Source organism: Bauldia sp., assembly GCF_020442045.1.
In the GTDB taxonomy this organism is placed as follows: Bacteria; Pseudomonadota; Alphaproteobacteria; order Rhizobiales; family Kaistiaceae; genus Bauldia.
Genome location: NZ_JAGRLA010000113.1, coordinates 1 through 14,872 on the forward strand (window position 1 = coordinate 1; position 14,872 = coordinate 14,872).

Sequence of the window (14,872 nt, forward strand, 5' to 3'; positions counted from 1 at the left end):
GAGCCGCCGCCGCGCTACACCGAGGCGACGCTGATCAAGAAGATGGAAGAGCTCGGCATCGGCCGGCCGTCGACCTATACCTCGACGCTGTCGGTGCTGCGCGACCGCGACTATGTGCGGCTCGAGAAGCGCCAGCTCATCCCCGAGGACAAGGGCCGTCTGGTCACCGCCTTCCTGTCGAGCTTCTTCAAGCGCTACGTCGAATACGACTTCACCGCCGATCTTGAAGAGAAGCTCGACAAGATCTCGAACGGCGACATCTCCTGGAAGGACGTGCTGCGCGAGTTCTGGAAGCAGTTCTCCGCCGATGTCGGCGACACCAAGGAGCTGCGCGTCTCCGAGGTCCTGGATTCGCTGAACGAACTGCTCGGGCCGCATATCTTCCCGCAGCGCGCCGATGGCGGCGACCCGCGCCAATGCCCGTCCTGCGGGACCGGCCGACTGTCGCTGAAGCTCGGCAAGTTCGGCGCCTTCATCGGCTGCTCGAACTATCCCGAATGCCGCTACACCCGCCAGCTCGCGGTCAATGGCGAGAACGGCAATGGCGGCGAGCTCGGCGCCGACGGCGTGCGCGAGCTCGGCCAGGACCCGGAGAGCGGCCTTGCCGTCACCGTCCGGACCGGCCGCTTCGGCCCCTATCTCCAGCTCGGCGAGGCCGACGAGGAGAACAAGAAGCCGAAGCGCGCGAGCCTGCCCAAGGGCTGGGACCCGGTGACCATCGACCTCGAACGGGCGCTGGCGCTGCTCGCCCTGCCGCGCGAGGTCGGTCCGCATCCGGAGACCGGCACGATGATCACCGCCGGCATCGGCCGCTATGGCCCCTTCGTCCTCAACGACGGTACCTATGCCAATCTCGATTCGGTCGAGGAAGTCTTCTCCGTCGGCCTCAACCGCGCGGTCTCGCTGATCGCCGAGAAGAAGGCCGGTGGCGGCCGCGGCCGCGGCAGGGCCACGCCGAAGGCCCTGAAGACGCTCGGCGACCATCCGACCGCGGGTGGCCCGATCACCGTCCGCGACGGTCGCTACGGCCCCTATGTCAACCACGGCAAGATCAACGCCACCCTGCCCAAGGACCTCAAGCCCGAGGAGGTGACGATGGACCAGGCGCTGGGGCTTCTCGCGGAGAAGGCCGGGAAGGCGCCGGCCAGCCGGCGCAAGGCGACCAAGGCCAAGTCCACCAAGGCGGCCGCCAAGCCGAAGGCGAGCCGAGCCAGGGCCGCCAAGCCGAAGGCGGCGACGCCCGACCAGGCCGCCGAATAGAGCCGACCTTGGCGAAGAAATCGACCGGCAGGAAAACGACGACGAAGCGGCCTTTCCCGACACGCGAAGAGATTCTCGCCTTCATCGCCGACAACCCCGGCAATGCCGGCAAGCGTGAGATTTCGCGCGCCTTCGGCATCAAGGGCGCCGACCGGATCCCGCTCAAGGCGCTGCTCAAGGAACTAGCCGAGGACGGCGTCGTCGAGAAGCGGCGCGGCAAGCTCAACCGCTCGGGCGACCTGCCGTCGGTGACCGTGCTCCAGGTGACCGGCCGGGACGCCGACGGCGACCTCGTCGCCGAGCCGGCGGAATGGCTCGAGGAGCAGGGAAGCGCGCCCCGCATCCTCGTCCTGCCCAATCGCGGCAAGGCCAAGGGCCCGACCGCCGGCGTCGGCGACCGCATCCTCGCCCGCCTGTCGAAGGACGGCGCCGGCGGCGGCTTCGCCTACGCGGCGCGGGTCATCAAGGTCCTGGCGGCGCGTCCCGCGACGGTGCTCGGCGTCTATCGCGAGGGACCGGGAGGCCCGCAGCTCGAACCGGTCGACCGCAAGCAGAAGGTGCTGCCGATCGACCCCGACGGCGCGGGGGACATCAAGGAAGGCGACCTCGTCACCGTCACGGTGTCGCGTTCAGGCCGCTACGGACAGGACCGGGCGAGGATCGCCGAGGTCATCGGCTCGATGAGGAACGAGAAGGCGGTCAGCCTGATCGCGCTCCTCTCCCACGGCATCCCGCATGTCTTCCCGAAGGAGGTGCTGGCCGAGGCGGACGCCGCCAAGCCGGTAACGCCGAAGGGCCGCGAGGACTGGCGCGACCTGCCGCTCGTCACCATCGACCCGGCCGACGCCAAGGACCATGACGACGCGGTCTGCGCGGTCGCCGACGCCGATCCCGACAACAAGGGCGGCTTCATCGTCACCGTCGCCATTGCCGACGTCGCCACCTATGTGACGCCCGGCTCGGCGATGGACCGCGAGGCGCTGAAGCGCGGCAACTCGGTCTACTTCCCCGACCGGGTGGTGCCGATGCTGCCCGAACGGATCTCCAACGACCTCTGCTCGCTGCGCGAGGGCGAGGACCGCCCCGCCCTGGCGGTCCGCATGGTGTTCACGGCGGATGGCAGGAAGCGCGGCCACACGTTCCACCGGGTGATGATGCGCTCGGCCGCGAAGCTCCCCTACCCGGTGGCCCAGAAGGCCTTCGACGGCGAGGCGATCGATGCCGATCGCCGGGTGCTGGATGCGCTGAAGACGCTGTGGCAGGCCTACGAGGCGCTCCGCCGCGGCCGCGACGACCGCAGCCCGCTCGAGCTCGACCTGCCGGAACGCCGGCTGGTCCTCGGCAAGGACGGCTCGATCGAGCGGGTGATCGTTCCCGAGCGCCTCGAATCGATGCGGCTGATCGAGGAATTCATGATCCAGGCGAATGTCGCCGCCGCCGAGACGCTGGAGGCGAAGCGCTCGCCGCTGGTCTACCGCATCCACGACACGCCATCGCTGGCAAAGCTCGAGGCGTTGCGCGACTTCCTGAAGTCGGTCGACATGACCTTTCCGAAGGGCGGCAACCTGCGCCCCTCCCATTTCAACCAGATCCTCGCCCGGGCGCGGGGAGGCGAGCACGACCAGCTCCTCCAGGAGGTGGTGCTCCGCACCCAGTCCCAGGCCGAATACCACCCGGAGAATATCGGCCATTTCGGCCTCAATCTCCGCCGCTATGCCCACTTCACCTCGCCGATCCGCCGCTATGCCGACCTGATCGTCCATCGCGCCCTGATCGGCGCGCTGAAGCTCGGCGCCGGCGGGCTGCCGAAGGGGATCGAGACCGAGCTGCCGGAGATCGCCGCCCAGATCTCGGCGGCCGAGCGCCGCGCCATGGCGGCGGAGCGCGACACCATCGACCGGCTGGTGGCGCATTGGCTGGCCGACCGCGTCGGCGCCTCCTTCCACGGCCGGATCGCGGGCGTCACCCGCGCCGGGCTCTTCGTCAAGCTCGACGAGACCGGCGCCGACGGCTTCGTGCCCATGCGCTCGCTCGGCAACGACTATTTCGTCTATGACGAGGCGCGCCGCGCGGTGACCGGCCAGGCGACCGGCGAGACCCACCGGCTCGGCGATTCCGTCGAGGTCAAGCTGATCGAGGCCGCGCCGCTCGCCGGCGCGCTCCGCTTCGAGCTGCTGTCGGAAGGACGCATCCTCCCGAAGAAGGAGCGTCCCTCGGCCGGCCGCAAGCCGGCACGGGGCAAGGCCGGCAAGGCGCGGAGCCGCGCCAGGAAGGGGCCCGGCAAGGCATCCCGCAAGCGGCGATGACATTGCGACATCTTTGCCGGACGGCTTGATCGCCACGGCCATTCGGCCTAACTCGGACGGCATGGAAACCTCGCCGAGCGTCCCGACCAGGCACCCCGACACCGAGCTCAACGATCTCGGCCTGCCGAAGCGCGACCTGTTCCGGGCGATGCGTCGCGGATTCCGCTGCCGCTGTCCGAATTGCGGCAAAGGCGCGCTGTTCGCCGGCTATCTGAAGCCCCTGCCGGAATGCCGTGTCTGCGGCGAGGATCTCAGCCACCAGCGCGCCGACGACGCGCCGCCCTATTTCACCATCCTGATCGTCGGCCATGTGATCGTGCCGATCATGGTCACGGTCTTCCTGCTGACCGACCTGTCCAACGCGGCGCATGTCGCGATCTGGATGCCGCTGACGCTCGCCATGACGCTGGGCCTGCTCCGGCCGATCAAGGGCACCATCATCGCCCTGCAATGGGCCCTCTACATGCACGGTTTCGACCCGCGCGGCGATCCCGATGCGATGCCCGAGGGATATCTTCCCGGCGACGCGGCAGCCGAAAACGGATAACCTCCGACCCGTTCCGCCGCGCCGGAACGAGCCGGAGGGGATTTTGATGACTGAAGTTGCGAGCCGTGTTGTCGCCGCGTCGGGCGCGTTCAAGCCCGTTGCCGATTTCTACTTCCGCTCCCGCTATGCCGACCGGCGCTTCGCCGAGGGCATCGCCGACTTCACCTTCGGCAACCCGCATGAGATGCCCCTCGCGGGGCTCGTCACGTCGCTGCGCGAACGCGCCGTGCCCGGCGACCAGAACTGGTTCGCCTACAAGACGAGCGAGGAAGAACCCGCCGCCTTCGTCGCCGAACGCCTGTCGGCGGAGCTCGGCCTCGCCTTCGAGACCGAGGATATCGCCCTGACGCCGGGCGCCTTCGTGGCCCTGTCGGTGGCGATGCGCCTGGTGCTCGAACCCGGCGACGAGGCGATCTTCTCCGAGCCGGCGTGGTTCTGCTACGAGCCGATGCTCGAGCTCGCCGGGGCGGTGGCGAAGAAGGTGATACTGACCGCCGGGAGCTTCGACCTCGACCTCGCGGCGATCGAGGCGGCGATCACCCCGAAGACCCGGATGGTGATCGTCAACACGCCGCACAACCCGACCGGACGCATCTACGACGCCGACAGCCTCGGCGCGCTCGCCGGGCTGCTCGAGCGGGCCTCGGCGAGGAACAACCGCCGCATCTTCCTGGTCTCCGACGAACCCTACCGTCGCCTTCGCTTCGAAGGACGCGACTTCGTCAGTCCGGCGGCGATCTATCCCTGGACGATGATCAGCTACAGCTATGGCAAGGTGCTGCTCGCGCCGGGCCAGCGGCTCGGCTATCTGGCGGTTTCGCCGCTGATGCCGCGGGCCGACCGCGAGGCGCTGCGCGACGCCTGCTTCCCCACTCAGATGGCGCTCGGCTGGACTTTCCCCAACGCGCTGATGCAATACGCCATCCCCGACCTGGAAGGGCTCTCGATCGATATCGCGGCGCTGACCCGGCGTCGCGACACGCTGATGGCCACCCTGTCGGAGGCCGGCTACGAGGTGCTTGCCCCGGAAGGCACCTTCTACCTGTTCAGCCGCTGGCCGAGCGGCGGCGCCAACGACCCGTGGAATGCGCTGGCCGACCGCGACGTCTTCGTCATGCCGGGATCGATCCTCAACGCCCCGGATTATTTCCGCATCAGCCTGACGGCTTCCGATGCGATGGTCGAGAAATCGCTGCCCGCATTCCGCGAGGTCGCTCAGTCCGGCTGACGGAGCGGGTTGGCGGCCGAGTAGACCGCGCCGCCGGTGGCGAAGATCGTCGCCGGGGCGGTGATGAAGAGCCGCGACTCGTCGGGGACCAGCACCATGCTGGTGACATAGGCTTCCGGTACCCGGATCGTGGCGCGGAGGCTCCCCGCCCGATCGACGACGAGGATACGGCCGCCGCCATATTCGGCGATGAAGAGGTTGCCCTCGCGATCGACGGCGAGCCCGTCCGGCCCGACTTCCCAGCCGCGGTCGGGGTCGGCGCCGACGATGTCGTCGAGATGCAGGAAGATCCGGCGCCCCGACAGGCCGCCATCCGCCGCGACGTCGAAGGCGAGGACGTTTCGCGAAAGATGCTCCGAGACGAAGAGCGTGCGCCCGTCCGGCGACAGGGCGACGCCATTGGAATAGTGGATGCCGTCGGCGACGCGCCGGAGGCCACCCTTCGCATCCAGGTAGAGGACCGCGCCCGTGGCGGGCGCCTGGGGAGAGAACATTCCGGAGGACGAGAAATAGAGGCCGCCCTCGCCGTCGGGTGTCGCCGCGTTGGGAGTCGGGAAACCACGGCCCGTATCATCGGCCTCGATCAGTCCCAGTGTCCCGCCCGACCGGTCGATCCGGGCGAGCAGCTCCTGGCGATGGCACAGGACGATCATCTCGCTGTCCCGCCACTGCGCGACCGTGGTCGGATAGCAGCCGCGCCGCGACCACAGGACACGGTTCTCCCGCCCGTCCCAGGTCATCACCCGGTCGCTGCCCATCTCCGTGTAGTAGAGGATGCCGTCGCGGTAGGACGGCCCCTCGGGATAGGCGGATTTCGGGTTGATGGTGGTCAGCCCGCTCGTCGCCGCGCCGGCGGACGCCGCCGCGAGGACGAGGGCCAGGAGCGGGCCGAAGGCCGCCAACCGACGGGAATTCAACATCCGACAGGCCTTTCGAAACCGGCAGCTTGACTTTCGGTCCGCCGACCGTAGTTTGGCGCCCAAATCTCCGAAGGGATAGTGAAAATGGCCAAGGCCACCACCATCAAGGTCAAGCTCGTCAGCTCCGCGGACACGGGCTATTACTACGTCACCAAGAAGAACACCCGCACCCAGACCGAGAAGCTGGCGATGAAGAAATACGATCCCGTCGCCCGCAAGCATGTCGAATTCCGGGAAGCGAAGATCAAGTAGGCGGTTTCCGCCGAAGGCTTCGCGTCCGCGGGCGACCGTCGCCTGCGTGGGCATTCAGAAAAAGTGCATCGCCATGGCGGTGCGCTTTTTCGTTTCACCGGGGAGTTTGCCGCTGATGAGCGACCATCGGGGTTCCTGCCTCTGCGGAACCGTGCGCTTCGAGGTCGATGGCGCTTTCGACCGCTTCTTCCTCTGCCATTGCGACCGCTGCCGGAAGGACACCGGGTCGGCGCATGCCGCCAACCTGTTTTCCGCCACGGCGACATTGCGCTGGGTAAGCGGCGAGGACAACATCGCCACGTTCGTGCTGCCGCGGACGCGACACACCAGAGCCTTCTGCGCGAGCTGCGGCTCGGCCCTGCCCAATGTCCAGAAGGACGGTCGCCTCGTCGTCCCGGCCGGCAGCCTCGACACGCCCCTCGCGATACGGCCGGATGCCCATATCTTCGTCGACGACAGAGCGGCGTGGGACGATCATCTCGAGGATGTAGCGATGATGCCCGGCCGGCCGGGCTGACGCCGCAAAGGACGTGGCGATTGCGGGGACACCCCACGCCCCGGGCGCGGCCGACCTGATAGTGGCCGGCCCAGAACGGGTTTGTACGAGGAGGCCACTCACACCGTTCCGGAACCGGCCGACCCTACGGACCCAGGAGATGCGGCGGACCTGAGCACTCCGCAGGGTTTTCGTACTGGCTTTCGAGCGGATGTCGCATTTCTGCAACACTGGTCCGTCACCAGATTTGCCACGGAAAACTTATCCCCAGGCCACGCAGAATTGAAACAAATTCGATGTTTCGGCCGGCGGAAGTTCCAGTCTTAGTAAAATGTTATCCTTAATGCCCGGCCTGGTTGCCGAAAGACCGGCCTTTTGCCGGCGTCAGGCGGCGGCCGAAACCCGGTTCCGCCCGCCACGCTTGGCCCCGTAGAGCGCCTCGTCGGCGCGCTTCATCAGGGCCTCCGGCGTATCGGAAGCGGATTCGAGCGAGCTGACCCCGATCGAAACCGTGATCTCCAGCGACGAGCCATTGGTCACCTGGAAGGGCTCGCCGGCGATCTTCTGCCGTATCCGCTCGCCGACCAGAACCGCCAGCGCGGAGGTCGTATCGGGCATGGCGACGATGAACTCCTCGCCACCAAGCCGGCAGACGAGGTCGATGCCGCGGACCGCCTTGCGGACCCGCCGCGAGAATTCGCGCAAGACATCGTCGCCGACGAGATGGCCGTGGACGTCGTTGACCATCTTGAAATGATCGATGTCGAGCACCAGCAGGGACAGCGGCTTGCCGCGATCCTGGGCCTGACGGACCAGCGACGTCAGGTGGCGTTCGAGATAACGCCGGTTGTGCAGCCCGGTAAGGCCGTCGGTGACCGCCATTTCCAGGGTCATCTGGACATTGTCGCGAAGCCGGTCGGAGAAGCGCTTGCGCTTGATCTGGGTCCGGACCCGCGCCAGCAGCTCGTTGCGGTCGATCGGGCGCAGGAGATAGTCGTTGACCCCGATGTCGAGCCCGCGCAGCAGCCGCTGCCTGTCGTCCGGATCGACGATGACCAGGATCGGAATCTGCCGGGTCCGGTCGAGGGAGCGGAGCTGCGAGCAGAGCCTCAGGCCGTCGATGCCGCTGAGGCTGAGGCTGACGACGACCAGGTCATAGTCATTCTCGGCCGCGGCGAACAAGGCCTCCTGGGGATCGGCGTTGACATCGACGGTGTGAAGCGGGGAGAGCGTCCGGACGATCCGATCGACGCTTGCCTCCATGTCCTCGACCAGCAGGATCCGGCCGCCCTCGCCGGAAATGGTCCTCGGATCCATCGCCTCGTCGAAGCCGATCTCGGTCGAGGTCGCGGCGCGCATCATCAGTTCGTCGGTCAGCGTCTTCAGCCTGGCCAGGCTCTTGACCCGCGTCGCCAGCGCCATGTCGTCGACCGGCTTGGCGATGAAGTCGTCGGCGCCGGCCTCGAGGCCGCTGACCCTGTCGGCGGGCTGGTCGAGCGCCGTCACCATGACCACGGGGATATGGGCGGTCCTCGGATCGGCCTTGATCCGCCGGCAGACCTCGAGCCCGTCCATCCCCGGCATCATCACGTCGAGAAGCACGATATCGCAGAGGCCGCGGGAACAGATATCGAGGGCCTCCGCGCCGCTGGTCGCGGTCACCACCTCGAAATATTCCGCCGTCAGCCGCGCCTCGAGCAGCTTGACGTTGGCAGCAACGTCATCGACGACAAGTACGCGCGCGGTCATCCAGCGATCCCCCTACCCGTCGCCCAGATACGATTTCACGGTCTCGATGAATTTCACCACCGAGATCGGCTTTGACAGATACGCCTCGCAGCCGCCCTGCCGGATACGCTCCTCGTCGCCCTTCATCGCGAAGGCGGTGACCGCGATCACAGGAATCGACCTCAGGTCGTCGTCCTCCTTGATCCATTTGGTCACCTCGAGCCCGGACACCTCCGGCAACTGGATATCCATCAGGATCAGGTCCGGCCGGTGCGTCCGCGCCAGATCGATCGCCTCGAGACCGTTGCGCGTCTCGATGGTGTCGTAGCCGCTCGCCTCGAGCAGGTCGTGAAAGAGCTTCATGTTGAGCTCATTATCCTCCACGACGAGCACGGTCTTGGGCATGCGGGAATCCAGAGGTTCGAACGCCGGGCACCGATTCTTGTGTCGGCGACTCTTGTATGTTCACAATTAGCTGAGATTTCTTTCGGAAAGGCAAATATGCACAGGCGAAATTCATCGAAACCGCCCGAAATGGCGACACGCGGCAACGCCGAAACGGTCGCCGTCCAGGCCCTTGCCTTTCTCGCCTCGCGCCCCGAAGACCTCGACCGGTTCATGGCGCTGACCGGCCTCGCCCCTGAAACCATTCGCGAAAACGCTGCGAAGCCGGGCTTCCTCGGCGGCGTCCTCGACCATTACCTCGGCGACGAACGGCTTCTGATCGCCTTCGCCACCCAGGCCGGCATGCCGCCCGAAAGCATAGCCGAGGCCCGTCGCGCCCTGGAAACCGGCGGCTGACCGGCGATGGAGACCATTCCGCTCAAGCTCGACGGTTATACCGACCTGCCGCCCGGCAAGCTCGCCAATGTCGTGACCTATCTGGAGATGACCCAACGGCCCGCGCCGACGGCGGCGCCGCGGACCGAGGGTTGGTGCATCCGCAAGCTCGACCACCCGTCGCCGGACTGGTACCGCGCGATCATCGGCAGCATCGGCGAAGAGTGGCTGTGGGTTCACATTCCGCTGATGCCCGAGGCGGAGCTCGCGGCGCTGATGCGCGATCCCGGTGTCGAAATCCACGCTGTCGAGCGCGGCCGGGAAACCCTGGGAGTCGCCGAGCTCGACCGGCGGCGGCCGGGCGAGGTCGAGATCGTCATGTTCGGAGTCGTGCCCGAAGCGGTCGGCACCGGCGCCGCCCATCATCTGATGGAAGCTGTCCTCGACGCGGCCTTCGGCCCGGGGGTCCGGCGGGTATGGCTCCACACCTGCACCAACGACCATCCGTCCGCGCTCCGCTTCTACCGGCGGGCGGGCTTCCGGCCCTACAAGTTCGCGATCGAGGTGATGGACGACCCGCGGCTGTCCGGCGCCATGTCGGACAAGGCGGCGCCGCACATCCCGGTCATCAGGGCAAAGACCTAGTCCGAAGCCCGGGCCCGCCCCCGGGAGCCCCGCGCGGATCAGCGCGCGGTGGCAGTACGCGGCGGCTGATTGGGATCCGCGACGCGATCGCCCGCGCCGCGCTCGGCCAACGCCTCGATCTTGTCCAGCTCCTCGCTCGCCTCGGTGAATTCGGCATTGGCCGCCGCGAGCTGCTCCTTCAACTCCTCGGCCGAGGCCACCAGGTTGTCGCGCCGCTGCGACGCCGCCTTGGCGAAGGTCGGATAGGCGAAATGCGTTGCGTCCTTGATGCCGCTGCGCTCCTGCTCGGCAGCGATCTGGGCATCGAGGTCGGTGGCCATCCTCTCGAATTCGGCGATCATGCTCTCGATCTGCGCGACCTGGCGGCGCTTTTCCTCGACCCTGAAACGCTTCAGCCGGATCAGGCTTTCCCGCGACTTCATGACAACACTCCCTCAGCCTCACTGATCGCCGCGCTGAACCGGCGGCATCCCTCTTGTTCTGACTGTTGCGAACGGCATTGGCGGACAGCCGCCGGTAACCTTTCGTTTACTCGTCGCGTTAATCATGACCGAGATGGCTTAATTCGGGGTAAACCGAGGTCCGGTCAAAGCACCCGAATTGTCCGAGTCATGTGAATCGGTTAGTGGGATTTCTTCAATCAGGTTAACAAGAAGTTAATCGTTAGAATTGTCCATAAAGTCAGTGCAATGGAACGATTCACGAAGATTTCTCGTTAATTCGCTTGTGCAACAGAATCAGTTTTTGTTAACCAATGGCAGGTAGCGTTGCGAATCGAGGTTAATCGTTCCTTGGTGCCGGCCGGAAAAGCCGGTCCGCCAAGTCCGAGGGGCAGGCCAGGGGGTTTGGCATGCGAGTCTTATTGATCGAAGACGACAGCGCTACCGCGCAGAGCATCGAGCTGATGCTCAAGTCCGAGAGTTTCAACGTCTACACCACCGACCTCGGTGAGGAAGGGGTCGACCTCGGCAAGCTCTATGACTACGACATCATCCTTCTCGACCTCAACCTGCCGGACATGTCCGGCTACGAGGTCCTCCGGTCACTCCGGGTCTCCAAGGTCAAGACACCGATTCTGATCCTCTCCGGCCTCGCCGGGATCGAGGACAAAGTCCGTGGCCTTGGATTTGGCGCTGACGATTATATGACCAAGCCGTTCCACAAGGACGAGCTGGTCGCGCGCATCCACGCGATCGTGCGCCGGTCCAAGGGCCACGCCCAATCCGTTATCACCACCGGCGAGCTGACGGTGAACCTCGACACCAAGACGGTCGAGGTCAACGGCCAGCGCGTGCATCTGACCGGCAAGGAATATCAGATGCTCGAGCTGCTCTCGCTGCGCAAGGGCACCACGCTGACCAAGGAGATGTTCCTCAATCACCTCTATGGCGGCATGGACGAGCCGGAGCTGAAGATCATCGACGTGTTCATCTGCAAGCTGAGAAAGAAGCTCGCGGCGGCGACCGGCGGACAGAATTACATCGAGACGGTATGGGGACGCGGCTATGTCCTGCGCGAACCCGACGACCAGGAGATCCGCGAAAGCGCCTGATTCCCTTTCCTCCCGTGGTGCCAACAAGAACAAAAGCCCCGCTTCCTTCCGGCGGGGCTCTTTTTTTTGCGGATATCCGTGATCCGCCCGGCATCGTTCAGAGAATGCCGACTTCCTGCAGCTTGGCCTCGATGATCTCGCGGTTGAACGGCTTGAGGAGGTAATCGTCCGCCCCGGCCCTGAGGGCGCGGGTGATATGGCCGGCATCATTCTCGCTGGCGCAGAACAGCACCATCGGGCGGTCGCCGCCATCCGCGGCGCGGAGCGCGGTCAGGAATTCGACCCCGCTGACCCTGGGCATGTTCCAGTCGACCATGATCATGTCGGGCATGCCGCGCCGGCACGATTCCAGCGCCTGCTCGCCGTCTTCCGCCTCGCCGACCGAAAACCCGAGATCCTCGAAGATGCGCCGGGCGACCTTCCGCACCACCGACGAATCGTCGACCACCAGGCACTGTCTCATCACGACCACCCCGGCGCCGGATCGTCTCCGGCGCCTCCAGCACCGCGCGAATTGCCGCGGATCAGCGGAATCTTGCCGCCAAACGTTAAGATTCCGCTGAGATGGCGGAGGCCGCCGGCACCGACGGCGCCGCGGCGATGACGACATCCTCGCCATCGAGCGCGGCGGTGATCGCCATCCCGCAGCTCCGCGCCAGCGCGCCCGCATAATAGGCTTGCACCGACTGGGCATCGATCTCGGAGCCCTCGACCTCCCCCGGCACCAGCTTCTCGAAGGCGGCGGGAACCCGCGCGGTCGGCCCGACCGAACGGAGCGTGAAACGCGGCGCGGCCGCGTCTCCCTCGACGACGACGTTGACCGTACCGCCGCGCGGCACGGCGGTGTTGGCCAGCAGGATGAGGTTGAGCAGCAGCTTGACCAGATTCTTCGGCATCAGGACGCGGGGCGCGACCCAGGTGAAGTCCGCCTTCTCGCCCTCCATGTAGCCGGTTGCCACCTTCTCGGCATCGGCGAGGTCGATCTCGGCGCCGACCGACCCGGCGGCCCCGAAGGCGAGCCGGGCGAATTGCAGCTTGGCCGAGCCCTGCCTGGCGCTTCGCCGGATGAGGTCGAAGGCGAATTCCTTCATGTCCTCGCTGTTGTCCTCGTCGAGGACCTCGAGGCCATTGATGATCGCCCCGACCGGGGAAATGATGTCGTGGCAGACCCGGCTGCAAAGCAGCGCGGCGAGATCAAGCGCCCCCAGTTCGGCCTGGTCGGTCATAACGCCTCCCCTCTTTCCTTGGTTGCCGCGAATCAAAGCCGCCCATCGCCAATGCTCCGGATACACCGGTCCCATCCGCCTGCCAACCACGCCCGGCCGCCGCCATCGGCGCCGCCGTACCGCCCATTTTTCGACTAGACTCGCGCCTTGGAAACGCGATTCGCGGGCGCCCGCCGGGACCGAAGGCCGGCGAAGACAGGGATCGAGAGATGATCGGTAGGTTTCGCCAGGCCGGGTGCCTGGTCCTTTTCGTCCTGTTGGCGATGGCAGGCGGCCCGGCCGCCGCGCAGACGGCGGCGCCGCCACCGCCGGCAAGCGACCGGACCACGGTCTATCCCGCGCAGCCGGGGACGCCCGGCTACGAGGTCGTATCGCCCGGCCCCACCCCGCAGCCACAATCGACTTTCGGCGCGAACGAGCTGATCGATGTCGGCCACCAGTTTTTCGGCGAGGTCTCGCAGGGCATGGCGAGCATCGTCGAGCATGCCGCCGGCAGCTACGGGCTGCCCAACGGCTACATCATCGGCAAGGAGGCGAGCGGCGCCTTCGTTGGCGGTGCGCGATACGGCGAAGGGACCCTCTACACCAAGAATGCGGGGCAATATCAGGTCTATTGGCAGGGCCCGTCGATCGGCCTCGATGTCGGCGCGAATGGCGACCGTGTGATGATGCTGATCTACAACCTGCCGTCGGTCGATTCGCTCTACCGGCGCTTCGCCGGCGTCAACGGATCGGCCTATGTCGTCGCCGGACTGGGGATGACGGTGCTTTCCCGCGGCGGCGTCTATGTCGTACCCATCGTATCCGGCGTCGGAGCCCGGCTCGGCGTCAATTTCGGCTATCTGAAGTTCACCAGTTCGCGTACCTGGAACCCGTTCTGAGCGCGTTTGGCGGCACCCCGCCTACGGACTTGTGACCGACATCATTGGCCGTGGCGGGAGCTTTCGGTTTAGGATAGGGGTAACCGGGCTGCCCCGGTAAAGGGCGCGCCGATATTCATGTGTCGGTCATCCGCGATGGTTGGAGTCAGGGACCGTTGATCCAGGCGATCATGATCTTCGTGCTGGGCCTGCTGACAGCCGGCCTGCTGGCGCTTGCGGTCGCCCCGGCGATCTGGCGCCGCGCCGACCGGCTCGCCCGGACCCGGATCGAAAGCGAATTGCCGATGTCGCTTTCCGAGATCCAGGCCGAGAAGGACCAGCTCCGCGCGGGCTTCGCGGTCGGCGCCCGGCAGCTCGAGATGAAGGTCGAGCGGCTCGAGGCCGGCGCCAACGGCCAGTTGCTCGAGATCAGCCGCAGCCGCACCGAGATCGCCCGGCTCGAGGCCGACCGCACGGCCAAGGCCGAAACCATCGAGGCACTGGAGACGCGCGGTGCGGAACTGGTCGGCGAGCTCGAGGCCGCGGAGGCGCGGATCGCCGAGGCCAAGGCCGGATTGGCGGCGCGGGAAGGCACGATCGACGAACAGAAGGCCGCGATCGCCGCGATCGAGGCCAATCTCGCCTCGGCCCAGGTGCTGTCCGAGGAACAGAAGATGGAGCTGGTCGCCCGCGAAACGACGATCGGCAATCTCAACGATTCGCTCGCCGCCTCCAGGGCCGCCGAAACCCGGACCGGCACGGCCCGCGACGAGCTGGCGGCGTCGCTCGCCGAGGAACAGGCCAGGCTTGCCGCCGAGCAGCGCCGCGCCGCCGGACTCGAGGCCCGGATCACGGCCTTCGAGGCGGAGCGCGTCGACCGCCTCGCCGCCCTGGAACGCCGCGCCGGCGAGGTCAAGTCGCTGCAATCGGACCTCGCGGCCGAGCGGGTCCGGCGTGAAAGCGTGACGGCGGAGATCGCCCAGCTCGAGGCCGAGCGGACCGAGCGGCTGCGCGAGCTGACCCGCCGCTCCGAGGAGGTCGAGAGGCTGAAGGCGGAGCTGCAGAATGCCAC

General features: G+C 66.7%; 17 protein-coding genes. 11 read left to right on the top strand and 6 right to left on the bottom strand.

Annotation, left to right across the window (positions count from 1 at the left end; genetic code table 11):
* The 4 genes from KDJ86_RS13095 to KDJ86_RS13110 all read left to right on the top strand — a co-directional run.
* A partial coding sequence (locus KDJ86_RS13095; RefSeq protein WP_291746488.1) for a topoisomerase C-terminal repeat-containing protein occupies positions 1-1,260 on the top strand: 1,260 nt, incomplete at its 5' end.
* An 8-nt stretch (positions 1,261-1,268) separates the two neighbouring features.
* Positions 1,269-3,566 carry a ribonuclease R gene (gene rnr, locus KDJ86_RS13100; protein ID WP_291746490.1) on the top strand — a complete coding sequence of 766 codons (2,298 nt, stop codon included), beginning with the start codon at positions 1,269-1,271 and terminating at the stop codon, positions 3,564-3,566.
* Between the two features lie 61 nt (positions 3,567-3,627).
* Positions 3,628-4,113 carry a DUF983 domain-containing protein gene (locus tag KDJ86_RS13105; RefSeq protein ID WP_291746492.1) on the top strand — a complete coding sequence of 162 codons (486 nt, stop codon included), beginning with the start codon at positions 3,628-3,630 and terminating at the stop codon, positions 4,111-4,113.
* A 46-nt stretch (positions 4,114-4,159) separates the two neighbouring features.
* On the top strand, positions 4,160-5,341 hold the full coding sequence (locus tag KDJ86_RS13110) for an aminotransferase class I/II-fold pyridoxal phosphate-dependent enzyme (protein ID WP_291746495.1): 1,182 nt from the start codon (positions 4,160-4,162) through the stop codon (positions 5,339-5,341).
* Here the strand turns inward: KDJ86_RS13110 and KDJ86_RS13115 are convergent.
* Complete coding sequence (locus tag KDJ86_RS13115) at positions 5,329-6,261, bottom strand: SMP-30/gluconolactonase/LRE family protein (RefSeq protein ID WP_291746498.1); 933 nt, start codon at positions 6,259-6,261, stop codon at positions 5,329-5,331. The genes KDJ86_RS13110 and KDJ86_RS13115 overlap by 13 nt on opposite strands.
* A gap of 84 nt (positions 6,262-6,345) precedes the next feature.
* Between KDJ86_RS13115 and rpmG the strand changes: the two genes are divergently transcribed.
* Both rpmG and KDJ86_RS13125 read left to right on the top strand, forming a co-directional pair.
* A complete protein-coding gene (gene rpmG / locus KDJ86_RS13120; protein WP_291746501.1) occupies positions 6,346-6,513 on the top strand; it encodes a 50S ribosomal protein L33 in 168 nt (55 codons plus the stop codon).
* A gap of 115 nt (positions 6,514-6,628) precedes the next feature.
* A complete protein-coding gene (locus tag KDJ86_RS13125) occupies positions 6,629-7,030 on the top strand; it encodes a GFA family protein (RefSeq protein ID WP_291746504.1) in 402 nt (133 codons plus the stop codon).
* 363 nt (positions 7,031-7,393) lie between these two features.
* Here the strand turns inward: KDJ86_RS13125 and KDJ86_RS13130 are convergent, their stop codons facing one another.
* The gene (locus KDJ86_RS13130; RefSeq protein WP_291746506.1) at positions 7,394-8,758 is read right to left on the bottom strand and encodes a PleD family two-component system response regulator; all 1,365 of its coding nucleotides are present in this window, start codon (positions 8,756-8,758) and stop codon (positions 7,394-7,396) included.
* 12 nt (positions 8,759-8,770) lie between these two features.
* Positions 8,771-9,142 (bottom strand): response regulator, encoded by a 372-nt coding sequence (locus KDJ86_RS13135; RefSeq protein ID WP_291746509.1) that lies wholly within the window; start codon positions 9,140-9,142, stop codon positions 8,771-8,773.
* A 129-nt stretch (positions 9,143-9,271) separates the two neighbouring features.
* On the opposite strand from KDJ86_RS13135, the gene KDJ86_RS13140 reads away from it, so the two are divergent.
* Positions 9,272-9,538 carry a DUF3572 domain-containing protein gene (locus tag KDJ86_RS13140; RefSeq protein ID WP_291746512.1) on the top strand — a complete coding sequence of 89 codons (267 nt, stop codon included), beginning with the start codon at positions 9,272-9,274 and terminating at the stop codon, positions 9,536-9,538.
* Positions 9,539-9,544: 6 nt separating this feature from the next.
* A complete protein-coding gene (locus tag KDJ86_RS13145) occupies positions 9,545-10,162 on the top strand; it encodes a GNAT family N-acetyltransferase (protein WP_291746515.1) in 618 nt (205 codons plus the stop codon).
* Positions 10,163-10,200: 38 nt separating this feature from the next.
* Here KDJ86_RS13145 and KDJ86_RS13150 read toward each other — a convergent pair whose 3' ends face one another.
* A complete protein-coding gene (locus KDJ86_RS13150) occupies positions 10,201-10,584 on the bottom strand; it encodes a flagellar export protein FliJ (protein WP_291746518.1) in 384 nt (127 codons plus the stop codon).
* Positions 10,585-11,012: 428 nt separating this feature from the next.
* On the opposite strand from KDJ86_RS13150, the gene ctrA reads away from it, so the two are divergent.
* Entirely contained in the window at positions 11,013-11,714 is a 702-nt protein-coding gene (gene ctrA / locus KDJ86_RS13155) for a response regulator transcription factor CtrA (RefSeq protein WP_291746519.1), read from the top strand.
* A 97-nt stretch (positions 11,715-11,811) separates the two neighbouring features.
* Here ctrA and KDJ86_RS13160 read toward each other — a convergent pair whose 3' ends face one another.
* Both KDJ86_RS13160 and chpT read right to left on the bottom strand, forming a co-directional pair.
* On the bottom strand, positions 11,812-12,177 hold the full coding sequence (locus KDJ86_RS13160; RefSeq protein ID WP_291746522.1) for a response regulator: 366 nt from the start codon (positions 12,175-12,177) through the stop codon (positions 11,812-11,814).
* Positions 12,178-12,262: 85 nt separating this feature from the next.
* Positions 12,263-12,940, bottom strand: coding sequence for a histidine phosphotransferase ChpT (chpT, locus tag KDJ86_RS13165; RefSeq protein ID WP_291746524.1), 678 nt, complete (start codon positions 12,938-12,940; stop codon positions 12,263-12,265).
* 209 nt (positions 12,941-13,149) lie between these two features.
* Here chpT and KDJ86_RS13170 point away from each other — a divergent pair, with 209 nt between their 5' ends.
* Entirely contained in the window at positions 13,150-13,821 is a 672-nt protein-coding gene (locus KDJ86_RS13170) for a DUF1134 domain-containing protein (RefSeq protein ID WP_291746527.1), read from the top strand.
* Positions 13,822-13,976: 155 nt separating this feature from the next.
* A partial coding sequence (locus KDJ86_RS13175) for a coiled-coil domain-containing protein (protein ID WP_291746530.1) occupies positions 13,977-14,872 on the top strand: 896 nt, incomplete at its 3' end.